This window comes from Armatimonadota bacterium, from assembly GCA_039679645.1.
Classification (GTDB): Bacteria; Armatimonadota; UBA5829; order UBA5829; family UBA5829; genus UBA5829.
This window is the reverse complement of the sequence record JBDKUO010000015.1, coordinates 1-21,583: the sequence shown is the minus strand read 5'-3', so window position 1 is coordinate 21,583 and position 21,583 is coordinate 1. Positions and strand designations below refer to the sequence as shown.

The following is a 21,583-nucleotide window of genomic DNA, read 5'->3' as shown; positions in this document are numbered from 1 at the left end:
GGAGGAATAATGAGTATTTTGAAGGGTAAAATAGCGTTCATCACGGGAGCCGGTCGCGGCATCGGAAAGGCTATTGCGGAAGCTTTCGCAGCCGAAGGAGCAAAAATCGCTGCAGCCGCCCGCACAGAAAGTGAAATAAATGCATTATGCGAAAAGATATCGGCTCAAGGTGGAAAAGCCCTGCCGGTAATTATGGATTTGAAGTCGGAAGAGTCGATAAAGAATGCGATCAATAAAGCCCAGTCTGAACTGGGACCTATTGACGTGCTGGTCAACAACGCCGGTGTAATGGCTCTAGGCAAGATATGCGAGACGTCCGCTCAGACGTGGGACGACATAATGAACACCAACGTCAGAGGCATATTCATTACCTGCCGTGAAGTCATCCCTCAAATGATGGAGCGTAAAGCAGGCCGGATAATCAACATCGGATCAATGGCGGGCAGGCGCGGTTATTCCGAGCAGGGCGTTTATTGCACCTCAAAACATGCGCTGGTCGGGCTCAGCAAAGTCCTTGCCATAGAGACTCAAAAATACGGCATCCGGGTTCATGTGATAAGCCCCGGCGGAGTGCTGACCGGACTCTCGACCAATCTGCGAGCGGACCGTGGGGAACCTGAGGACTCGCCAAACTGGATGACAGCCGAAGAAGTGGCTGAAGCAGCGGTATACCTCTGCACACAGGATGGAGCGGCATTCACAGACGAACTGGTTCTCAGACGATTTGCATCGGAGCCGTGGAGATAAAAATGGGTGTTAGGTGTTAGGTGTTAGGTGATAGGTGATAGGTGATAGGTGATAGGTAACAGGCAAGCGATCGGTTTACCCGTTACCTATTGCCTGTTTCCTACTGCGTCCATGTTGAAACGCCGCACTCAGGGCATTCCAACTCAGCGAGATCTAAAACGTTTATCACGTTGTTGAGCGTATCGTCTATACTCTCAGACAGCCGGGCCATAAACTGCAGTTCGCCAAATTTATCCGCTACATAGATCATACTCTCATTGGCGTTATACTGGCATGCCATCTTGCCCATAGGATCACTAAGAAGCGGAAAGGCGAAATTAAAGTCAGCCGAGCATGCTTTGATATCTTCAACAGAGGCTGGGCTGATCGCAATAACCTCCGCGTTTTCGTCAGTGATCTCATGATAGCGGCGATTGATCACAGCCAAGGCTTCCAGATCGGCCTGATCATATATGTTGAAAAATATAATCATCAGGCCCATCTTCTCTTTATAATCCCAGGGCGAGATTGTCTTGTCGTCAATCGAGCGCAAAGAGAATGGAGGAATGAGTTTTCCAAGGCCGGGATTGCTCGTGTGTTGTTCCATAACAGCGCACCTCCTGTGGATCGCTAATCTTCGATGTCGTCCGCAGCAGTCTCAATTGCCTCAAGCATGTCATCTTCCGTAAGTTTGCCGGTGTATTTCTTGCCGTTCATAAAGAATGTGGGCGTATCAGTCACGCCGCTGTCGAAGCCGCCTGCGATGTCGTCCTGGACACGCTGCCTATGAACATGGCTGGCAAGATCCGACTCGAAGCGGTCCACATCCAGCCCGATCTCCTCGGCATAATCCATCAGCGAACCCTCATCGAGATGGGTGTGACGCATCAGATAGTCGTGCATCTCCCAGAAAAGCCCCTGCGCACCGGCTGACTCAACCGCCTCAGCGGCGATTTGAGCATATTCATGCTTTTGAGTCTTTGGAAAATGCCTGAATGCAAACCGCAGCCAATCACCGGATAATTGCTGAATCTTCTTGACAACCGAATATGCAGCGCGCGTATTCGGGCATTGATAGTCGCCGTATTCGACCAGTGTCACCACAGCAGAAGCCGGACCTTGAATATGCTCGTGTTCCACGACCGGCTTTGCTAAACGCGAGAGCGCACCATAATCCATCTCGATCCCCCCAGTATCCGGCTGCCGCCGTTTTCTATGCACCTGACCGAGTATAGGTGTACCCAGGATTGGACATTATTTAAGCCGAGTGGACACTAAGCAAATAACGGTAAGTCACTTGCATAACGCGGTATTTTTTACACCACTATAACCACAAGCAAGCGCGCAATTTACTATGCGAAATTGCTTAGTCAAACAGCTTGCGCGCCAGCCAGGACAGATTTTCGGCGAACCTGTCGATGGTGCTTAATGCCTCTTCATCATTTTCGACCTCGCCCGCGGCACGGCCAAATGCGATGTTCCAATAGGAAGAGCCCGGCACGATCATGTCGTTTATCATAAACCAGTACATAAGCTGAGCGTATGTGAAATTTTGACCCGCGCGGCGCGCGACTGTGACCGGTCCTCCTATCTTTCGCGAAAGGAGATTGCCGCTCGATCTGGACACATAACCGGCACGATCAAGCAGAGCCATTGTCTGCGGTGTGGCCGAACCGAAATAGACAGGCGAACCGACTACGATGATATCAGCCTCCTTCATCGCGTCAAAGACTTCCTGGAAATTGTCATCCTTGATCGAACAGGTGCCGTCTTTGCGCTGGCCGCACATACCGCACGCTATGCAGGGTTTGATTGTCTTGTCTCGGAGTGTTATCAGCTCAACGTCTATGCCGTCCTTCTCGAGCCGAGCGAGGCAGTGTGCCAATAGTATCTGGGTGTTGCCGTCCTTTCGAGGACTGCCGCATATTGCGATTGCTTTCATCTTGATGCTCCATATATTTGTTCAGTATATTCAATCTTATATGAACTATATAAATGTTCCTCTCCAACCAGCATTTGAACGCCCGAACGCAAATTAATAATAATTCGGACATTTTTCTTTCAGCCGTCAGGTTTTGAACTCGCGGGTGGAGGGTATCAACAATTTCGAGAGTAAAATCCCTTTCTCTCCTTTCTTTCCGACGCGGCCCCGTATGCCAGAGCGGGGCCGCGCTGGCAAGACGTACGTTATAAACGCTCCGACAGCCTGAGGATAGACGTGCCGGAGCGCCTCTACGTGTTGTGGCATATACCACCCTTTGGAGTGAGCAGCCCGCAATAAACGGGCTTTGAATCGCAAAACACCGGAGCAGGGCGTTTTGCATAAAACCTGAAATATGCTCCCCTAACTCCTATAGGCCGGCTGCACAACACTTTGCAGTTAATATCCATGCAGAAATCGTGCCATATAGCCATGCGCTGGTATGTTTGTGACAAAAAAGTTGCCTGCACCGCGGATAAACGCTTATGCCGCCACTTCAATGCCGGAGCCGAGCAGTCTGGGAAGGCGCTGTGATAAGCTGATCAGCGCGCCGCGCGCGAGGCCGTATTTGGGGTCCAGTTCCAGAGCCTTTTTGTATTCAAACCAGGCTTCACGCGGCACTCCCGCCGCCTCATATGCCTGGCCGAGATTGTAGTGAACGCGCGGGGAATCGGGCTTGATCTCGGCGGCACGCTTCAATGCGCCTATCGCCGCATTGTGCCGCCCCTGCTGAGCATAGGCCGCGCCCAGGTACACGAAGGCCTCATAGCTTCCCGGATATTTCCGAGAGGCGTCCTCCAGAATGCCGACCGCCTGCTCAAAGTTGCCTTCTTTGAAGAGTACGATCCCCTGTTCAACATTTGTGATGTGCTCAGTCATTGCGTCCCTGAAATACTGAGACGTGCCGGTTGCCCTCATGTAACACTTCCCCGTGCACTTTATTCCCTAATTTGGTCCTTAAGCATGAGTACTTCCAGCTCCTCCAACTCTTTTTTTGTGATTTGACTCATTATTACTTTTGAAAGTGCACTCCTTGAGGTATAATCACCATGACTTCTGCTGTTCGCGGGCAACGGTCGATTTGACTTGCGAACCGGACAAAAGAATCGGCAAAGGTAAGCATGAACCCTTGGGTACAACAAAACCCCCGTTCAAAGGTCCAAATCATTTCCAGAAGTGCAACTTAACACAAGTTTCAAGGGGGTAGACAAATGGCCCAGGACAAAGAACTGATCTGCAAGGATTGCGGACAAAGCTTCACGTTCACCGCAGGCGAGCAAGAGTTCTTCCAATCGCGTGGTTTCAGCGAGCCGATCCGCTGCAAGACCTGCCGCGATGCCCGGAAGTCCCAGAAGTCAGATCGCGGCTTTTCCAGAGAGCGCGTAAGCGACCGCTGGTAGAAACGCTTTTCGACTAGACTACACAAGCACGGAATGATGGACAAACTCCAAAATTCCGTGCTTTTTTATTTCATACATGAATCAGTTCAGTTCTCACGCACGAATATGCTTCGGATACGATTGCGCCGAAGCAGCCTTGATAGAAGACCAACCTTCGGGGCATCCGCCCGCGAAGTATAAAGCTTATTTACCGGAGAACTGAAATCACTCATCCCCTGGTAAGGTCAACGTTTGTATACGGCCAGGATATTGCTCATAGACTTTGCAGGCTGCACGCAGTATTTGCCGTTTACATACAACGCACACATGCTCCCACCGTCCAGATTGATCGCATCCTGCGCGCCCAGCTCAATCATAACATCAGCAAGAGTCGAAAGAGTAATGCTCTGCGATACGGCGCACAGTATCAGCTTGCCGTCTTTCGAAGCGCCCACTGCGCAGCGCCAGGCCTTGTTGGTAGCGGCTGCGGAACTGAAACCGTCGCGTATAACATTGATATCTTTCTTGCCTGATCGAACAAGCCTGGGGCCGCAGGCAATGCCTGATGCGCATCCGCGCCAGTCAATACGGGATCTGCCCTTTCTCTCTAGAAACTTGATCTTTCCTGAGGATGTGAAACCTATCCCCTGTCTCTGGCAGCCCCTCGATACCACTCTGCCTTTAGCGACAACATCACCGAGAGGGCGATTGTTTTCATCATAATAGGTGCCGCAGATGGCGGCGTAAGGCTTCAGGCGCTTTACCATAGACTCAAACGATTCGGTGCGGTCAGCGCTGGCTGCAACCTCGGGTGAAACTCTGAACTTGCCGCGTGAAAGATCGCAGATTACATAATCGGCGCTCAGCTTGTCCACCAGGCGCGCAGGCTTTGCGAATATTCCCAGAGTGTGCATAAGGAAAAATCCGCCGCACAGCATTACCAACAAGAGAAGTACGGCTCGACCGCTGTTAGCCCGATTCCTGCTCAATTCGTCCCCCGAAAGTCTGATGTGAGTTCTATTATACGACGTACAAGCTGGTAAGGTCTAGGTTCAATTTGCTCTACAGACACACTGAGTTCATTTTGCAGGTCTGTGAGAGTTATATCATCGAGGAACGCGCCGTCGCGAAGAGAGACTGAAGGCACAAACAGCACATCGCCAAGATCCCTGCCCTTTAGCTGAGCTATAATGTCTTTGCCTGCGATGAGGCCGGTGACAGTCACCATCTCGCCGAAGAGATGGTTCGCTATTGGGAAGACCTGGACACTTAAATTTGAGCATTTGAGTGAGTTTGCCCACTTGCTCACTATCGGCGCCGCAGATCTGCCCGTCACGATTGAGACACGCAGAGGCCGGGGCAGACTCTCGGGCAAAATACGTTTTGCGCGCGCTGCGCTGTCTTTGAATTTGCGCACCAGTCCGACACCGTTTTCAATCTGCGGAAAGCCTTCATAAGCTCGTGCGCTTGGAATGGGCTTGCCTGCGCTCAAATAGAACTCATCCGACGCCCAGACCAATTTTGTGCCTTTTTCTTGCATAAACTTGTGCTGCCATTGCTTGACTTTGTGCAAAATATCGGCAGAATATTGTGCATCAATTGGAGGTATCGGCATAGGGTGCCTGCGATGCGCGCTGATTCCTACCGGGACAATCGCAATAGAACTGACGGTCGGGTAGCGGCTGGAAAGGTCCTCAATTGTGCGGTCGAGGTAGACTGCGTCGTTTATTCCACGGCAGAGCACGATTTGGGTGTTAATCGAAATATGACCCTCTGAGAGCCTGTCTATCTGATGAAGGATATCGGGTATATCCCGGCCAAGCATCATACTGCGTAGGTCGGGATCGGTCGCATGCACTGAGACATATAAAGGCGTCAGGCGCTGGGTAATTATCCTGTCCAGGTCAGTTTCAGTCACATTGGCGAGTGTTACGAAGTTGCCGTCTAGGAATGACAGGCGATAGTCATCGTCCTTGAGATAGAGCGGCTTACGCAGACCCTTGGGAAGCTGCTCGACAAAGCAGAATATGCAGTGCGCTCCGCAGGTTCGGACGCCGTCGAAGAGTATATTCTTAAACTCGACTCCAAGCGGCAGGTCCTCGTCTTTTTCTATATCAAAGCGAATATGTCGGCCTTTGCGCTTTATGACTATAGAAAGAAACTCATCGGCGCAATAGAACCTGAAGTCTATGACATCACTTACGATGTGATCGTTGATACTTATTATCTCATCGCCCGGACGCCAACCCAGGTCTTCGGCTATACTGCCAGGCTCGATATAAGAAATAATGCCACCCAACTACAACTGCTCCAATCGCGATTTGACTTCTTCTATAATCCACTCTGGTGTAGATGCGCCTGCAGTGAGCCCTACAACCTGCATCCCTCTGGCCAACTCGGGCTGGATTTCAGCAGCGGTCTCAATATGATATGTAGGCACACCTTCCTCACGGCAAATCTCTGCAAGGCGATTGGTATTGGCGCTGTTTCGACCACCCACTACAAACATCGCCTCTACCTGCGGAGCAAGCTCGCGCGCTGCGCTCTGGCGGTCGTGAGTGGCATAGCAGATAGTGTTATAAGCCACAACTTCAGTCGCTCTGGCGGCTATCATGCCGACGATCTCGCCGAAGCGCTCTGGGGTCTGTGTGGTCTGGCTGACTATCCCAACTTTCTTGCCCGACCAGTCCACGCTCTCGACATCCTCGGGAGCGCTCACTACAATCGCATCCTCACCAGCGGCGCTCCTGATCGCTTTGACCTCGCTGTGACCCGCATCACCGACAACTACGACCACATAGCCGTCTTTGGCAAGCCTCTCGACACGCTTATGCACCTTTTCGACGAACGGGCACGCAGCGTCCACGACGTTGAGACCGGCATCTTCTGCATTACGCAAAACATCCTTGGGCACGCCGTGAGAGGGCATCACGATTGTGCCTTGCTCGACCTCAGAGACGTCCTTGACTACGCGAACGCCCTTGGCCTCGAGGTCGCGCACTACCTGAGGATTGTGAATAAGAGGGCCAAGTGTGGCTATCTGACCACCCTTGCCGGCCTCCTGGTTCACTAAATCCAATGCTCTTTTTACGCCGAAGCAGACTCCGGCCTGGTCGGCTATTATTACTTTCATAATTAGTTGAGGGTTGTCGCAATCGGATATTGCGAGATTCTGTTTCGGGCGCAATCAGATATTGCGCCCGAACGTCGGTTATGAGTTATAAAACCACCGTTTCGGGACAGGTGTTCCGAAACAACTAAACAACTAACAACCAACGTAAACGATTCAGAAATCATCACCAAGGTTGCGATTCCAAACAGCAGATTTCTCGCTGCGCTCGAAATGACAGATGGTTTCGTGATTTCGCATATTTCGTGTTTTCGCGATAAAAATTTCTGTCTTCACTTATCCTGAACGTGCTTGAGCAGCCCGTACTCCACGCCGTCAGCCAAGGCCTGCCAGCTCGCCTCTATTATGTTCTCAGAGACGCCTGCCGTATTCCAGACCTCGTTACTGTCCCTGGTCTCGATAATGGTGCGGACCTTTGCAGCAGTGGCTGCTTTGGTGTTGATGACGCGGACTTTGAAGTCTGTGAGCTTGATCTTGGCAAGTTCCTCGCCGTAGAACTGGCTCAGCGCCTGACGCAGCGCATTGTCCAGAGCGTGAACCGGGCCGTCACCCTCGGCGACTGTAAATGCTTCCTCGCCGTCAACAGCTACTTTAAGGGTCGCTTCTGTTATAACCTCATCATTCGGGCCGTGTTTCTCTATAATGACTCTGAAACCCTTGAGATCAAAGAGCTTGCGGTACATTCCAAGAGATTTCTTCAGCAAAAGCTCAAAGCTGCCTTCGGCTTCCTCAAACGAATAGCCCTCATGCTCGAGCTTCATTACTTTGTTCAAGATGCTCTTGACCTCGGGAGACTGCCGGGTGAGGTCGACATCATATTGCTGCGCTTTCTCGACTATTGTGCTCTTGCCGGCATACTCGGATACAAGCAATCTGCGTCGGTTACCTACGCTCTCCGGCTGGATATGCTCGTAAGTCAGAGGATTTTTCATCATTGCATCGACATGGACACCTGCTTTGTGGGCAAACGCGCTGGCCCCAACAAACGGCTGGCAGTCCTCCGGCACACGGTTGGCTATTTCATCGATAGAGCGCGAGAGTTCCGTCAGTTTGCGGATCATACCGTCAGGCACACACTTCATTCCCAGCTTGAGCTCGATTATGGGCATGATCGTAACAAGATTGGCGTTTCCGCAGCGCTCGCCCATGCCGTTAATCGTGCCCTGGACATGCACTGCGCCATGCTGGACTGCCGCTATAGAGTTCGCGACCGCAAGATCACAATCGTTATGCGAATGGATCCCGATGGGGGTTGTAAGCCGAGCCTTTACAACGTCCATTACATCGGCTACTTCTGACGGCAGAGCGCCGCCGTTTGTCTCGCAGAGGACCAGACACGATGCACCCGCACTTTCAGCCGTTTCAAGCGTTTGCAGGGCATATCCACTATCGTTCTTATAGCCGTCGAAGAAATGCTCAGCGTCAAAGATGACTTCACGGCCGTTATCGACGAGAAACTTGACAGTGTCGTAAATCATCGCAAGGTTCTTATCGAGAGTCACGCGGAAGACATCGGTAACATGCAGGTCCCATGACTTGCCGAATATCGTGACGACCGGGGTCTCTGCTTTGAGCAGATCCAGCAGTAGCGGATCATTCTCAGCAGCAGACTTAGGATGCCTGGTGCGGCCGAATGCGGCGAGCTTGGCGTTTTTGAACTCAACACCCTTAGCGATCTCAAAAAACTCGATATCCTTGGGATTTGAGCCAGGCCAGCCGCCCTCGATATAGGCCACGCCGAAGTCGTCAAGGCGTTTGGCTACCTTCAACTTCTCCTCTGCAGAGAAATTGATACCCTCGCCCTGCATGCCGTCCCTTAGCGTTGTGTCATATATTGCAATTTTGGGCAATGTGATCTCCCCTTATATCAGCCACTCATCGCCGATTTATGAGTCTGCTATCGCCTTCGCGACAAGATCACCCATCTCATCGCACGAAACGATCTTGCCGCCGTCACCAGCAATATCGCCGGTGCGATAGCCCGCATTTAGTACCGCTTCGACTGCGGACCGAATCTGTGAAGCGCCTTCCGGACAATCGCAGGCATATCTCAGTATCATTCCGGCAGTCAATATAGTTGCAATAGGGTTTGCAATCCCTTTGCCTGCAATATCCGGCGCCGAGCCATGAATAGGCTCATACAGGCCGCCGTGCTCATCGCCTATACTCGCCGAAGGCAGCATGCCCAGCGAGCCGGCTAGCATCGAAGCCTCATCCGTCAGTAAATCTCCAAAGAGATTGTCTGCAAGTATAACGTCGAACTGCTTCGGTTTGCGCAAAAGCTGCATACCGCAGTTGTCGGCAAGTATGTGTATCAACTCAACATCAGGATACTGTTTTGCAACCTCGGTCACAACCTCTCGCCAGAGCTTGGAAGTCTCCATCACGTTGGCTTTGTCCACCGAATGGACTCTCTTCCTGCGTCTGGATGCCTGCTGGAACGCGACATGCGCAATACGCTCGATCTCGCTGACACTGTATGAACAAGTGTCGATCGCAGTCATCTCGCCGTTTATCTCGCGGCGCTCTTTGGGCTGGCCATAGTAGATACCACCCGTCAGCTCGCGGATGAACAAGATGTCCAGACCGCCCTCAATAGCTTCTTTTTTGAGGCATGATGCTGACGTCAGAGCATCAAACACTATCACAGACCTCAAATTGGCATATACTTTGAGAGCCCTTCGCAATGGAAACAAAGCTCCACGCTCCGGTCTGCGGCTTGCAGGCTCAAGATTATCCCACTTCGGACCGCCGACCGCGCCGAAAAACACTGCATCGCTTTCAAGCGCCGCATTAAGTGTATCATCAGGTAAAGCCGTGCCGGTGGCGTCTATCGCGGCTCCACCGACCAGACAATTTTTGTATTCAAACTGCAAACCCAGCTTCTTTGCCACTGCATCGAGAGCCTTTATCCCCTGTGGGACTATCTCGACGCCGACGCCATCGCCGGGTAGAACCGCTATCTTGTATGTCTTTGTTGTCATTTACTTCCTAACTTATATCATAGAACCGCTGAGACGCTGAATTCAGACTATGAAACGCTGAAGATGGATAGTGCAGAGATCAACGTTTAATTGTATTTGCAAGACGTTTTACTTCAATTTTTGGGCCGCCAAAATTAATCAATAATGCTATAGGATAGCCAGACGCTTTTAGATAAGAGAGTGTCTGAACTACATCAACATCCTCTAATAACGACTTGGCCTTAATCTCGACAAGACAGTCTTCGGCCACAAAATCCACACGCTTCTTTCCGAGAACAATGCCTTTATAGCAAACCTCTATCCACACTTCACGCTCCGCTTCAAAGTTCGCGGCAGCAAATTCTTTTGAAAGCGCACGTTGATAGAAGACTTCTTCAAACCCCGGACCAAGCGTCTTGTGAACTTCAATAGCGCAGGCTATAATTTTTGACGTCAATTCCGACATCGGGTACCGCGCGTCGTCACGAACTAAGTCCATTCAGCGCCTCATTTAATTCAGCGTTTCAGTGGTTCAGTTTTGCCTGCGCATATTTCACCAGCCCGCCTACTTCTATCAGCTCGCGCATAAACGGCGGGAATGGCTTTGCCTGATAGCTTTTGCCTGTAGTTACGTTTGTAATCTTACCGGAGCCGAGGTCGATCTCGACCTCATCGCCGTTTGAGATTCCAGCGACAGCCTCGGGGCACTCCAGAATGGGCAGACCGGTATTCAGAGCATTGCGATAGAATATCCTGGCGAATGTGTTCGCTATAACCGCCGATATGCCGCTCGCCTTAATGGAGATAGGAGCATGCTCCCGGCTGGAGCCGCAGCCGAAGTTGTCATCAGCTACTATGATATCGCCCGGCTTAACGTTCTTGGTAAAGTCGGCGTCGATATCCTCCATACAGTGTGACGCCAGTTCGGCGGGGTCTGTCGTATTCAGATATCTCGCTGGAATGATAACGTCAGTATCGACGTTCGATCCATATTTGTGAACTTTTCCTTTAATCATTCGTATCCTCTTATCTGATCACGAGTGCTAAGTGCGAGAGATGGCTTTCACCAGCACCTAACACCCAACACCTATCACCTATTTTAGTTCTTCCGGGCTGCCGAGTCTGCCAAGCACCGCAGATGCAGCAGCTATGGCCGGGTTGGCCAGGTAGACTTCGGACTTGGTGTGACCCATGCGGCCCACGAAGTTGCGGTTGGTTGTCGCAACTGACCTCTCGCCTGCCGCCAAGACACCCATATGACCGCCCAGGCACGGACCGCAGGTCGGGGTAGAGACCGCCCCACCCGCTTCGACAAATATCTCAGTCAGACCCTCTTTGATTGCCTGCAGATAAATCTGCTGAGTTGCCGGAATGACGATCAGACGCACGTCAGGATGCACCTTGCGACCCTTTAGAATACTCGCTGCGATCCTCAGGTCTTCGATGCGGCCGTTTGTGCATGAGCCGATCACGGACTGATCGATCTTGATATGCGTCGCCTCGCTGATGGGCTTGGCGTTCTCCGGCAGGTGCGGGAAGCTCACAATAGGCTCCAGCTTGCTGACGTCTATCTCGATCACGTCTTTGTAGACCGCGTCGGGGTCACTGGTATAGACCTTGTAGTCGCGCTTGAGTCGCCCCTTGATGTAGTCCATGGTGATCTCATCAGGCTCGATTATGCCGTTCTTGCCGCCCGCCTCGATTGCCATATTGCACATCGTGAACCGTCCCGCCATCTCCATCGCCCGGATCGCCTCACCGGTGAACTCCATGGAACAGTAGAGCGCGCCGTCCACACCTATCTTGCCGATGGTGTAGAGGATCAAGTCCTTGCCCGATACCCACTTGGGCATCTTGCCGTAATAGACGAACTTGATCTGCTCAGGGACTTTGAACCACGTCTCGCCCATGGCCATAGCATAGGCAAGGTCGGTCGAGCCGACGCCCGTCGAGAAAGCTCCCAGCGCGCCGTATGTGCATGTGTGAGAGTCCGCACCGATCACCGCATCACCCGGGCCGACCAGACCCTCGTCCGGCAGCAGTGTGTGTTCTACACCCATCTTGCCGATCTCGAAGAAATTGGTGATATTGTGCTTGCGGGCGAACTCGCGCAAAATCTTCACCAGCTCGGCGCTCTTGATATCTTTATTCGGAGTCGAGTGGTCAGGGACCAGCGCGACGCGTTCTTTGTCGAACACAGTCTCGGCGCCGATCTTCTCGAACTCTCTGATCGCAATCGGAGCGGTGATGTCGTTGCCCAGAACCAGATCGAGCCTTGCGTTTATCAGCTCGCCCGGCTCAACGTGATCCCTACCCGCATGCGCGGCCAGGATTTTTTGTGTGATTGTTTGTTTCATATTCTAATCCTCAGTTGTCGGTTCGGCTTGCACCGGACGAAATGCTTTTACAGTATCAGAATCGACCAAGCCCCAAAGCGATAGTCCTCCAAGAACAAGGCCGACTACATTGCCGATCCCACTTACAATAATTATTCCAGAGAGCACAATGCCTATAATCCAGGCCCAACGACGTTGCTTGCGTAAACCCATTACAACAATTTCAAAGCTTGTGATGCAGGCGGCTATATACACTGCGACTGACCAAATGCCTATATTTCCAGCAGCCAAACCAAATGCTAGCAACCCTTCCAGCACAAAGATAACTGCACTTACGTGAAAACACACTACAGTGATTATCAGCCGTTTTGGCATTGCACACATCCTCTTTCCCGACTTGGAATACTGCGGTATATCATATCTGCTTTATAACTATCTCAACCACATGCCTTGGAAATACCGGCAATTCAGCCAATCGATCTATCTGAACCCACATAGGCTCGTAGAGATTGTCATCACATAACCGATCCAGCTCAGGGCCGCCCAGCCTTACTTCGCCTGAAAGCTTTTTGACCAAGTAAAAAGACTCTTTCTGACCATTGAAATCATTGCCTGCCAGGTAAGAGACTATCTCGACATCAAGGCTGGTCTCTTCAAGCACTTCTCGTACACATGCCTGCTCGGGAGTCTCGCCCGGCTCTACACCGCCGCCGGGAAACGAATAATACTCACGCCCAGCCTTGCACCGGTGCATTAAGAGTACTTTTGAGTCTTCTATTATAACTGCCCTAGCCCTATCAACCATCAGCAAAATACTCAATATAAAATACTAAATCTAAAATTAAAGGATTGCTTTGTCTTTGGGTTTTCCGCCATTGCCACGCTTCTCTTCGTAGTAAACTAGCTTGTTCACTGCGTTGAGATACGCCTTTGCGCTGGCTTCGACAATATCGAGCGATGCGCCGCGGCCCGTATAGACCTCGCCATTCATGGCTCCCAGTTTGACTGTGACCTCTCCGAGCGCGTCCGTACCGCCTGTAACTGACTTGATATTGAAGTCGACCAGGTGATATTGGGCTTCGACCATCTTGTCGATTGTCTTGTAGACCGCATCAACTGAGCCGACTCCCACGCATGCCTCTATAATTTCGCTGTCTTCCGTCTTGAGGCGGATAGTGGCGGTAGGAATGCCGTCGAGACTGGTCATTACGTTCATATAGGACAGACGATACTTCTGCGGGATTGTGGCGTGAGATTCGTCCGCGACAATCGTCTCGAGGTCCTCGTCAAATATTTCTTTTTTCTTGTCAGCAAGAGCCTTAAACCGTTCAAAGGCTTTATCAAGTTCGGCTTTGTTCAGATTGTAGCCCAGAGACTTGAGCCTGCCCTCGACTGCATGCCTGCCGGAGTGCTTGCCCAAGATCAGCTTGTTCGAAGCCAGTCCGATCGATTGGGCATCCATGATCTCGTATGTGCGCCTCTCTTGCAGAACACCATGCTGATGGATTCCGGCTTCATGAGCAAACGCGTTAGCGCCCACAACCGCTTTGTTTACCTGCACCGAAAGACCGGTTACATCACTGACCATCCTGCTGGCACGATATATTTCGGTTGTGTTGATGCCGGTTTTGGCGTTAAAGAGGTCGGGCCGTGTATTAAGAGCCATCACGACCTCTTCCAGAGCTGCATTGCCCGCCCGCTCGCCTATGCCATTGATAGTACACTCGATCTGGCCTGCGCCGTTTGCGACAGCAGCAAGCGAGTTGGCAGTGGCAAGCCCTAGATCATTATGGCAGTGCACGCTGATAATCGCTTTACTCGAATTGGGCACGCGCGCAATGAGCTTACCGATCATAGGGCCATATTCGCTCGGGATCGCATAACCGACCGTATCTGGAACATTCACGACAGTCGCGCCTGCGTCAATCACTGCCTCGACCACCCGGCAGAGATAATCGAAGTCTGACCGAGCGGCATCCTCGGCTGAGAACTCGACATCTTCGCAGTAACCTTTCGCGTGTTTGACGGCCATAACAGCTATATCGAGCACTTCATCACGTGTCTTTTTGAGCTTCTTTTCGAGATGGATATCGGATGTGGCTATAAACGTGTGAATAACCGGCTTTTTGGCATTTACTAATGCCTCCCAGGCGCGGTCTATGTCCATCTTGCCGGCACGGCAAAGCCCTGCAATCGCCGGACCCTTGATAGTGTCGGCAATAGCTTTTACGGCGTCAAAATCACCCTGGCTTGAGATCGGGAAGCCGGCTTCTATCACGTCCACCTTGAGACGCGCAAGCTGCTTTGCAACACTCAGCTTCTCCTCGATATTCATACTGGCGCCGGGTGACTGCTCGCCATCGCGCAGGGTAGTATCAAAAATTTGTATACGTCTAGCCATCAACATTAACCCCTCTGATTTAGGATATTATATTTAGTATTGATTATTTGGGGCCATCAATCGCGCGGCTTCATTTGCCGCAAACTCAACAAAACTCCTGCAAAGGCCGTTGTGTAAATTCAAATCTTTTGCCTTTTGCTTGCCCTCGGGCGTGCGCATATCACACTGGGTGAGGTCAATGCAGCGGATCACACCAAACTCTTTCCTGAATGCGTCTATCAAGTCATCCACTTTTGCTGCTGTTGCAAGCTTGGATTCTAGATCATCGCCGCTCTCACGGCCATACTTCAGGCCGAAGGCCATAACAGCACCCGTGAGCGCTCCACATATTTCACCGCAGCCACCAATACCGCCGCCAAAACCTGTCGCTATACGCGGTGCGCAATCGCATTTAAGGTCGCAAGCCTGCATTACACCAAGTAGCGTCGATTCGGCACAGTTAAACCTTTCACTAAAATACTTCAGAGCGATTGATCCTGCATTTTTATCCGGCATAAGCTGCCTCCACACGCTACGCTGTCCTCAACCCTATCCCCCAGGGGAGGAAGTAGATGCTGCGTATCACCCCGACATAGGGGGAAATGGCAGTCGGGGGCAATAACACCCCCGACCATCCAGTTCATATATCATATGAGTGGAGAACCGCCATCATCCCACGACTCTCAACTCATATCTCTAAACACTCAACCCTTAGTTATTTCTTGTTCTTGATCCAGGGCATCATCTCGCGCAGGTGAGCGCCGACTTCCTCGATCAGTGCCTCGTCGCCATGGCGTCGCGCGGCATTAAGGACCGGATGTCCGGCTTTGTTCTCGAGAATGAACTCTCGCGCGAACTCGCCACTCTGAATCTCAGCAAGGATTTCCTGCATGGATTCTTTGGCGCACTCGTCGATGACGCGCGGGCCGCGGGTGTAATCGCCGTACTCGGCTGTGTTGCTTACCGAATAGCGCATATTCGCAAGACCGCCCTCATACATCAGGTCAACGATCAGTTTGAGCTCATGGAAGCACTCGAAGTAAGCGATTTCCGGCTGATAACCGGCTTCAACCAGAGTCTCGAACCCGGCCTGCACCAATGAAGCGCAGCCGCCGCAGAGAACGGCCTGCTCGCCGAAGAGGTCGGTCTCGGTCTCTTCCTCAAAGGTTGTCTCAAGGACGCCGACCTTGGTCGCGCCGATTCCCTTGGCATATGCAAGAGCTGTGTCTTTCGCCTTGCCGCTGGCATCCTGATACATAGCGATCAGAGCCGGAACGCCTGCGCCCTCTGTGTAGACTCTGCGGACCAGATGGCCCGGGCCCTTGGGGGCGATCATAATTACGTCCACATCCTTCGGCGGTACGATCTGGCCGAAGTGGATGTTGAAGCCGTGTGAGAAGATAAGGGTCTTACCGGCAGTGATATACTGCTTGATATCGCTCTGATAGATCGCTGCCTGAAGCTCGTCAGGAAGCAGAATCTGGACCAGATCACCGGCCTTGGCAGCCTCGGAAGCGGAAACCGGCTTGAAGCCGTGCTCCACCGCGAGGTCATAGTTCGGTGTGCCGGGCAGTTCGGAGATAATGACGTCAAGGCCGCTGTCGCGCAGGTTCTGCGCCTGGGCATGCCCCTGGCTGCCATAGCCGATAATGGCTATTTTTTTGCCCTTCAATACATCTAGGTTTGCATCAGAATCGTAGTACATTTTCGCTGGCATCTAAATTTCCTCCCATTTTGAGGTTACGGGCTATCCGTCCATCGCCTCTTAAGCATATTAGATATTCTGAAACTCACAGCTCCCAACAAAACGCCGGCAGCCGCGAAAATGACAAGTTGTATGCAAAGATTCCACACGGAATCCAGACTCAGCTTGCCTGTTATAAGCCCATAGACGCGCCACATGCCGTAAGCGACAGTGCCGAGCGCGCCGACGAGCAAACCACCAATCATCTTCGGACACGAGGATCGTTCATGCGCTCCCAAAAAGAGGCCGACTATCAGCCCCGCGAGCGGACCCGCAACCGAAAAGAAGAGCATTACCCGTTCAACCATATTCATAGCTAAGGGTGGAGAGTGGAGAGCTAAGAGCCTTTGACACTATAAGCCCTCTTGCTCTTTACTCTTCGCTCTTGACTCTCTACTTTCTTAACCGACAGCGGTGATCGAGCCGCGAGCCATGGCGATCATGCCTGTTCGTACCATCTCTTTGATCCCGAAAGGCGCCAACAGCCGCTCAATGGCATCGACTTTATCCGTGTTGCCGGTCACTTCTATAGTAAATGTTGTTTCGCTAATGTCAATAATTTTCGCGTGGAAAATATCGACTATCTGCATAATCTCTGCGCGCTGCATGTTCTCGGCATTGACCTTGATCATAGCAAGCTCGCGCTCGACAATCGGCGTATCGACGTAATCAATCACTTTTATTACGTCTATAAGCTTGTCTGTCTGCTTGTTGATCTGGTCCAGGATCGAATCGTCACCCGAGACAACAATAGACATACGCGATATAGTAGGGTCGTCCGTGATGCTGACGGCCAGTGATTCAATGTTAAACCCGCGCCGTGCAAACAGGCCCGATACTCTTGCGAGCACGCCGGGCTTGTTCTCCACCAGCACGGTTATTGTATGTTGCATTGGTCGTTTCATTTTTTCCTCCGTCGTGCGTCCCAGCGTCCCGACGTTGTGACGTTGTGACGCTATGACGTTATGACGCTATCTCGGTCTATTCACCATCATCTCTTCGATGCTCTGGCCTGCGGGGATCATCGGGAATACGTTCTCCTCGCGAGCTATATGGAAATCTAAAATCACGGGCTTATCTTTGATCTCCAGCGACCGCGCAAACGCGTCCTTAACCTCGCCCGGCTTCTCGATAACGATACCCACGGCTCCATAGGCCTCGGCAAGCAGCTTAAAATCGGGCTGATACGAAATATCCACTCCCGAATAGCGCCTGTTCCAGAAGAGTTCCTGCCACTGGCGGACCATCCCAAGATAACGATTGTTCATAAGCACGATCTTGACCGGCACTTTATACTCAAGCGCCGGGGCAAGCTCCTGCAGAGTCATCTGGAAGCCGCCGTCACCGCAAATTGCAAACACCGGCAGGTCCGGGCAGCCGACCGCCGCGCCGATTCCGGCTGGAAAGCCATAGCCCATGGTCCCGAGGCCGCCGCTGGATAAAAATCGCTTCGGTGATGTCGTCTTGTAATAGAGCGCGGTAAACATCTGGTGCTGGCCGACATCTGTCACGATTATAGCTTCGCCCTTTGTCATCTCTGAAAGACAGTCGATCACGCACTGCGGATGGATCTCACCATCATCGGCGGGGCACTTGAGAGCAAACTCGGTGCGCCACTGCATGATTTTCTTGTTCCAATCGGTCTCCTGCCTGGGGTTGACCATAGGGATCAGCCGCGTAAGGACTTCCTTGCAATCGCCGATAACCGAGACGTCCGGCGCAACTGTCTTGCCTATCTCAGCCGGGTCGATATCGATATGTATGACCTTCGCTCTCTTCGCGAAGGCTGCCAGTTTGCCGGTAACCCTGTCGTCAAACCTCGCGCCGATGGCGATCAGCAGATCGCACTGATCGACAGCATGGTTTGCATACGCTGTCCCGTGCATACCGAGCATGCCAAGTGAGTGAGGGCTATACTCGGAGATGGCTCCCTTGCCCAGCAGAGTCGTCGTCACCAGAATATGCGTCATATCGGAGAGTTTGGTAATCTCCTCGGATGCGCCGGAGAGCACAACACCTCCGCCCGCATAGATCACAGGGCGCTCGGAGGCGTTTATAAGCTCCGCCGCCCGCTTGATATCTTCGTCGTTGATCTCGATATGCGGCGAATAGCTGCGTATATTAACCTCTTTGACCGGCTTGTAATCGGTCTCGGCCAGCGAGACGTCAATCGGAATATCCACCAGCACCGGGCCGGGTCGACCGGTCGAAGCAATATACATAGCCTCGGCAATAACCCTCGGCAGATCATCGGCATTCTTGACCAGGAAATTGTGCTTGGTCACAGGCAGTGTGATGCCGGTGATATCGGCCTCCTGGAACGAGTCCTTGCCCAAGGCCGTCGTCTTGACCTGGCCTGTAATGGCCAGCACCGGTATCGAGTCCATGTAAGCAGTCGCCAGACCCGTAACCAGATTGGTTGCACCCGGGCCGGAAGTCGCAATACATACACCGACTTTGCCTGTGGCGCGCGCATAGCCGTCTGCTGCGTGCACCGCACCCTGCTCGTGGCGCATCAGCAGATTGCGCAGGTCTTCGCGCTCATACAGCGCATCATATATAGGAATTGCCTGACCGCCCGGCAATCCGAACACTACTTCAACGCCCTGGTCCACTAACGACCGGATCAGAGCATTAGCTCCATTCATTTTCAATTTACATACTCCTCCACATTAACGGGTGTTGGGTGTTAGGTAATGGGTGTTGGGGAGGGAAGTCGATTACTTAAAGGCTGAACCTCTAACCCAACCCTGACACCTAACCCCTATCACCTATTCGACGATAGCACCTTTTGCGGCGGAGGCGACGGTGCGCGCGTAACGCGCGAGATATCCCTCCTTTATCCGCAGCTCAGGAGCAGTCCACTCCTTGCGCCGCGCTTCGAGCTCGTCGTCGGACAGCACAACGTCCATCCGTTTGCCGGGTATGTCAATTTTTATGATATCGCCGTCTTTAAGCAGGCCAATAGGGCCTCCCGATGCGGCTTCGGGTGATACATGACCGATGCACGCTCCGCGCGATGCGCCGGAGAAGCGGCCGTCGGTGATAAGAGCAACATCCTTGCCCATTCCCAGGCCGACCACAGTTGCTGTGGCGGTAAGCATCTCGCGCATACCGGGGCCGCCTTTGGGACCTTCATTACGCACGACTATCACATCGCCCTTGCTGACGTTCTTCGCTAGCAGCTCTTTCACGGCATCATCCTCGCACTCGAAGACGCGAGCGCGGCCCTCGAAGACCCAGGCCTCTGGGTCAACGGCAGCCTGCTTTACTACAGCGCCATCCGGGCAAAGGTTTCCACGAAGGATCGCCAGGCCGCCTTCTTTATGATAAGGCTTATCGATCGGATGTATGATATTCTCATTTTCAATCTTTGCACCAGCAAGTATATCAGCCAATGGAGCGCCCGTAACTGTTATTGCTGATTCATCGATCAAGCCCTTTTTGCTGAGTTCTTTCATCACTGCCGGGATGCCGCCTGCTTCATTCAGGTCCTGCAGGTAATGGCTTATCCCATTTGCAGGGTCAGCAACAGCCGGAGCAAGTGTCACCAGATGCGGCGCCTTTGCGCTGATGTCGTTAAACATGTCCAGATTGAAAGGTATCTTCGCCTCGTGAGCTATCGCAGGCACATGCAGAGTCGTGTTTGTAGAGCACCCCAATGCCATATCGACGGCAAGCGCGTTTCCGAACGCAGCTTCGGTCATGATATCTCGAGGCTTAATATCTTTATCGAGAAGCTCCATCACTTTGATACCGGCCTGCTTCGCGAGCCTGATCCTGGCGGCCATCACAGCCGGGATTGTGCCGTTGCCGGGCATACCCATACCGAGGGCTTCAGTCAGGCAGTTCATTGAATTGGCGGTGAACATTCCAGCGCAGCTTCCGCAGCCCGGACATGCAACCTCTTCCTGTTCAGTAAGCTCTTCTTCAGTGATCTTGCCGCCAAGAACCGAACCGGCGCCTTCAAACATCTCAGTTACTGAGATATTCTTGCCCTTATATCGACCGGCCATCATAGGCCCGCCGCTCACGATTATAGTCGGGATATTGACACGAGCAGCCGCCATCAGCATGCCCGGTATGATCTTATCGCAGTTGGGAATCAGGACTAATGCATCGAACGCATGCGCCTTGGCCATGCACTCGATTGAGTCGGCTATGAGCTCGCGAGTGACCAGGGAATATTTCATGCCCTCATGGCCCATCGCAAGGCCGTCGCAGACACCGATCACACCGAACTCCATGGGTGTGCCGCCTGCCATCCGCACGCCCGACTTCACGGCATCGGCAATCTTATCGAGGTGAATATGCCCCGGCACGATCTCATTCCACGAGTTCGCAATACCGACAAGCGGGCTGTATATCTCCTCATCGATATAACCCATCGCCTTAAGCAGCGCGCGACCGGCCGCTCTTTCCATTCCTGTTCTCAGCACGTCACTCTTCATAATCTTCACCTGTTACAAAAAATGCCTCCCATCCCAAGGACGAGAGGTTTTCGTGGTACCACCCTGGTTCAGCCTGCGGCGCGTCACTGCTCCGCAAACCCTCAAAACGCTGTAACGGGCGCATCCCGGGCAAATCTACTCATCGATTTAATATTGAGTATTTTATATTGATTATTAAATCGGTTTTCTCTTGCCGGCTCCGAGGTGAGCTTGGGTCATATGCGCCGCCCCTGCTTTGCAGCTACCGCAGGGTCTCTGTAGCTGACATCAATACGACTTACTTGTCCTCATCATCGCCTGTGTCTATTATTATCTCGTTATATGTTATCACATTAGCGGTTGAACGGTCAATAAGCTGTGCTCATAGGGGTGCATGTCAGATTTACGGAATCACGCTGCAATTTTGGCAGCCTCTAATATATTGCCAGTTCTTTTATTAAGCACTGCAGAGCGCAAATGTGCGATTGTCTCGATTCCGTGCCTCTTCCAGCGC

The 21,583-nt window shown here is 52.3% G+C and carries 22 protein-coding genes, 1 pseudogene and 1 other annotated feature; of the genes and pseudogenes, 2 read left to right on the top strand and 21 right to left on the bottom strand.

The features are described 5' to 3' along the window. Nucleotides 1–9 precede the first annotated feature (9 nt). Nucleotides 10–747, top strand: a complete 738-nt coding sequence (locus tag ABFD83_03315) for an SDR family oxidoreductase (GenBank protein ID MEN6356095.1) — start codon at nucleotides 10–12, stop codon at nucleotides 745–747. Between the two features lie 100 nt (nucleotides 748–847). Here the strand turns inward: ABFD83_03315 and ABFD83_03310 are convergent, their stop codons facing one another. The 4 genes from ABFD83_03310 to ABFD83_03295 all read right to left on the bottom strand — a co-directional run bounded on the left by ABFD83_03310 (nucleotide 848) and on the right by ABFD83_03295 (nucleotide 3,625). Beyond that, nucleotides 848–1,333 carry a redoxin domain-containing protein gene (locus tag ABFD83_03310; GenBank protein MEN6356094.1) on the bottom strand — a complete coding sequence of 162 codons (486 nt, stop codon included), beginning with the start codon at nucleotides 1,331–1,333 and terminating at the stop codon, nucleotides 848–850. A gap of 23 nt (nucleotides 1,334–1,356) precedes the next feature. After that, nucleotides 1,357–1,905 carry a DsbA family protein gene (locus tag ABFD83_03305; protein MEN6356093.1) on the bottom strand — a complete coding sequence of 183 codons (549 nt, stop codon included), beginning with the start codon at nucleotides 1,903–1,905 and terminating at the stop codon, nucleotides 1,357–1,359. 187 nt (nucleotides 1,906–2,092) lie between these two features. Further along, nucleotides 2,093–2,668: a flavodoxin family protein gene (locus tag ABFD83_03300; GenBank protein MEN6356092.1), complete on the bottom strand. Its 576-nt coding sequence runs from the start codon at nucleotides 2,666–2,668 to the stop codon at nucleotides 2,093–2,095. A 522-nt stretch (nucleotides 2,669–3,190) separates the two neighbouring features. Continuing rightward, nucleotides 3,191–3,625: a tetratricopeptide repeat protein gene (locus ABFD83_03295; protein ID MEN6356091.1), complete on the bottom strand. Its 435-nt coding sequence runs from the start codon at nucleotides 3,623–3,625 to the stop codon at nucleotides 3,191–3,193. Between the two features lie 293 nt (nucleotides 3,626–3,918). Between ABFD83_03295 and ABFD83_03290 the strand changes: the two are divergent. Further along, nucleotides 3,919–4,059 (top strand): annotated as a pseudogene (locus ABFD83_03290) (zinc-ribbon domain-containing protein). Nucleotides 4,060–4,331: 272 nt separating this feature from the next. Here ABFD83_03290 and ABFD83_03285 read toward each other — a convergent pair. The 17 genes from ABFD83_03285 to ilvD form a co-directional block, all read right to left on the bottom strand. Beyond that, nucleotides 4,332–5,075 (bottom strand): phosphodiester glycosidase family protein, encoded by a 744-nt coding sequence (locus tag ABFD83_03285; protein MEN6356090.1) that lies wholly within the window; start codon nucleotides 5,073–5,075, stop codon nucleotides 4,332–4,334. Next, nucleotides 5,072–6,385, bottom strand: a complete 1,314-nt coding sequence (locus tag ABFD83_03280; GenBank protein ID MEN6356089.1) for a DUF512 domain-containing protein — start codon at nucleotides 6,383–6,385, stop codon at nucleotides 5,072–5,074. Before ABFD83_03280 ends, ABFD83_03285 begins: the two co-directional genes overlap by 4 nt. Then, on the bottom strand, nucleotides 6,386–7,219 hold the full coding sequence (ispH, locus tag ABFD83_03275; GenBank protein MEN6356088.1) for a 4-hydroxy-3-methylbut-2-enyl diphosphate reductase: 834 nt from the start codon (nucleotides 7,217–7,219) through the stop codon (nucleotides 6,386–6,388). It abuts the gene before it with no gap. 269 nt (nucleotides 7,220–7,488) lie between these two features. Next, nucleotides 7,489–9,066: a citramalate synthase gene (gene cimA / locus ABFD83_03270; protein ID MEN6356087.1), complete on the bottom strand. Its 1,578-nt coding sequence runs from the start codon at nucleotides 9,064–9,066 to the stop codon at nucleotides 7,489–7,491. Between the two features lie 36 nt (nucleotides 9,067–9,102). Beyond that, on the bottom strand, nucleotides 9,103–10,200 hold the full coding sequence (gene leuB, locus ABFD83_03265; protein MEN6356086.1) for a 3-isopropylmalate dehydrogenase: 1,098 nt from the start codon (nucleotides 10,198–10,200) through the stop codon (nucleotides 9,103–9,105). Nucleotides 10,201–10,279: 79 nt separating this feature from the next. Continuing rightward, the gene (locus ABFD83_03260; GenBank protein MEN6356085.1) at nucleotides 10,280–10,678 is read right to left on the bottom strand and encodes a GxxExxY protein; all 399 of its coding nucleotides are present in this window, start codon (nucleotides 10,676–10,678) and stop codon (nucleotides 10,280–10,282) included. A 25-nt stretch (nucleotides 10,679–10,703) separates the two neighbouring features. After that, nucleotides 10,704–11,195: a 3-isopropylmalate dehydratase small subunit gene (gene leuD, locus ABFD83_03255; protein ID MEN6356084.1), complete on the bottom strand. Its 492-nt coding sequence runs from the start codon at nucleotides 11,193–11,195 to the stop codon at nucleotides 10,704–10,706. 78 nt (nucleotides 11,196–11,273) lie between these two features. After that, nucleotides 11,274–12,536, bottom strand: a complete 1,263-nt coding sequence (gene leuC, locus ABFD83_03250) for a 3-isopropylmalate dehydratase large subunit (GenBank protein MEN6356083.1) — start codon at nucleotides 12,534–12,536, stop codon at nucleotides 11,274–11,276. A gap of 3 nt (nucleotides 12,537–12,539) precedes the next feature. Then, a complete protein-coding gene (locus ABFD83_03245) occupies nucleotides 12,540–12,890 on the bottom strand; it encodes a hypothetical protein (protein ID MEN6356082.1) in 351 nt (116 codons plus the stop codon). 40 nt (nucleotides 12,891–12,930) lie between these two features. After that, nucleotides 12,931–13,320 carry an NUDIX domain-containing protein gene (locus tag ABFD83_03240; protein MEN6356081.1) on the bottom strand — a complete coding sequence of 130 codons (390 nt, stop codon included), beginning with the start codon at nucleotides 13,318–13,320 and terminating at the stop codon, nucleotides 12,931–12,933. Between the two features lie 36 nt (nucleotides 13,321–13,356). Beyond that, nucleotides 13,357–14,916 (bottom strand): 2-isopropylmalate synthase, encoded by a 1,560-nt coding sequence (locus ABFD83_03235; protein ID MEN6356080.1) that lies wholly within the window; start codon nucleotides 14,914–14,916, stop codon nucleotides 13,357–13,359. A 33-nt stretch (nucleotides 14,917–14,949) separates the two neighbouring features. Beyond that, entirely contained in the window at nucleotides 14,950–15,411 is a 462-nt protein-coding gene (locus ABFD83_03230) for a C-GCAxxG-C-C family protein (GenBank protein MEN6356079.1), read from the bottom strand. A gap of 199 nt (nucleotides 15,412–15,610) precedes the next feature. Continuing rightward, entirely contained in the window at nucleotides 15,611–16,612 is a 1,002-nt protein-coding gene (gene ilvC / locus ABFD83_03225; protein MEN6356078.1) for a ketol-acid reductoisomerase, read from the bottom strand. Between the two features lie 23 nt (nucleotides 16,613–16,635). After that, a complete protein-coding gene (locus tag ABFD83_03220; GenBank protein MEN6356077.1) occupies nucleotides 16,636–16,947 on the bottom strand; it encodes a hypothetical protein in 312 nt (103 codons plus the stop codon). Between the two features lie 93 nt (nucleotides 16,948–17,040). Then, a complete protein-coding gene (ilvN, locus tag ABFD83_03215; protein MEN6356076.1) occupies nucleotides 17,041–17,532 on the bottom strand; it encodes an acetolactate synthase small subunit in 492 nt (163 codons plus the stop codon). Between the two features lie 78 nt (nucleotides 17,533–17,610). Continuing rightward, nucleotides 17,611–19,287 carry a biosynthetic-type acetolactate synthase large subunit gene (ilvB, locus tag ABFD83_03210; protein MEN6356075.1) on the bottom strand — a complete coding sequence of 559 codons (1,677 nt, stop codon included), beginning with the start codon at nucleotides 19,285–19,287 and terminating at the stop codon, nucleotides 17,611–17,613. Nucleotides 19,288–19,410: 123 nt separating this feature from the next. Beyond that, nucleotides 19,411–21,090: a dihydroxy-acid dehydratase gene (gene ilvD, locus ABFD83_03205; protein MEN6356074.1), complete on the bottom strand. Its 1,680-nt coding sequence runs from the start codon at nucleotides 21,088–21,090 to the stop codon at nucleotides 19,411–19,413. 32 nt (nucleotides 21,091–21,122) lie between these two features. After that, nucleotides 21,123–21,393: a binding site (T-box leader), on the bottom strand. Between the last annotated feature and the right edge of the window lie 190 nt (nucleotides 21,394–21,583).

Coding starts and splice junctions, on each gene's coding strand:
- ABFD83_03315 (MEN6356095.1), top strand. CDS start 10: ATGAGTATTTTGAAGGGTAAAATAGCGTTCATCACGGGAGCCGGTCGC.
- ABFD83_03310 (MEN6356094.1), bottom strand. CDS start 1,333: ATGGAACAACACACGAGCAATCCCGGCCTTGGAAAACTCATTCCTCCA.
- ABFD83_03305 (MEN6356093.1), bottom strand. CDS start 1,905: ATGGATTATGGTGCGCTCTCGCGTTTAGCAAAGCCGGTCGTGGAACAC.
- ABFD83_03300 (MEN6356092.1), bottom strand. CDS start 2,668: ATGAAAGCAATCGCAATATGCGGCAGTCCTCGAAAGGACGGCAACACC.
- ABFD83_03295 (MEN6356091.1), bottom strand. CDS start 3,625: ATGAGGGCAACCGGCACGTCTCAGTATTTCAGGGACGCAATGACTGAG.
- ispH (MEN6356088.1), bottom strand. CDS start 7,219: ATGAAAGTAATAATAGCCGACCAGGCCGGAGTCTGCTTCGGCGTAAAA.
- leuB (MEN6356086.1), bottom strand. CDS start 10,200: ATGACAACAAAGACATACAAGATAGCGGTTCTACCCGGCGATGGCGTC.
- ABFD83_03260 (MEN6356085.1), bottom strand. CDS start 10,678: ATGGACTTAGTTCGTGACGACGCGCGGTACCCGATGTCGGAATTGACG.
- leuD (MEN6356084.1), bottom strand. CDS start 11,195: ATGATTAAAGGAAAAGTTCACAAATATGGATCGAACGTCGATACTGAC.
- leuC (MEN6356083.1), bottom strand. CDS start 12,536: ATGAAACAAACAATCACACAAAAAATCCTGGCCGCGCATGCGGGTAGG.
- ABFD83_03245 (MEN6356082.1), bottom strand. CDS start 12,890: ATGCCAAAACGGCTGATAATCACTGTAGTGTGTTTTCACGTAAGTGCA.
- ABFD83_03240 (MEN6356081.1), bottom strand. CDS start 13,320: ATGGTTGATAGGGCTAGGGCAGTTATAATAGAAGACTCAAAAGTACTC.
- ABFD83_03235 (MEN6356080.1), bottom strand. CDS start 14,916: ATGGCTAGACGTATACAAATTTTTGATACTACCCTGCGCGATGGCGAG.
- ABFD83_03230 (MEN6356079.1), bottom strand. CDS start 15,411: ATGCCGGATAAAAATGCAGGATCAATCGCTCTGAAGTATTTTAGTGAA.
- ilvC (MEN6356078.1), bottom strand. CDS start 16,612: ATGCCAGCGAAAATGTACTACGATTCTGATGCAAACCTAGATGTATTG.
- ABFD83_03220 (MEN6356077.1), bottom strand. CDS start 16,947: ATGGTTGAACGGGTAATGCTCTTCTTTTCGGTTGCGGGTCCGCTCGCG.
- ilvN (MEN6356076.1), bottom strand. CDS start 17,532: ATGCAACATACAATAACCGTGCTGGTGGAGAACAAGCCCGGCGTGCTC.
- ilvB (MEN6356075.1), bottom strand. CDS start 19,287: ATGAATGGAGCTAATGCTCTGATCCGGTCGTTAGTGGACCAGGGCGTT.
- ilvD (MEN6356074.1), bottom strand. CDS start 21,090: ATGAAGAGTGACGTGCTGAGAACAGGAATGGAAAGAGCGGCCGGTCGC.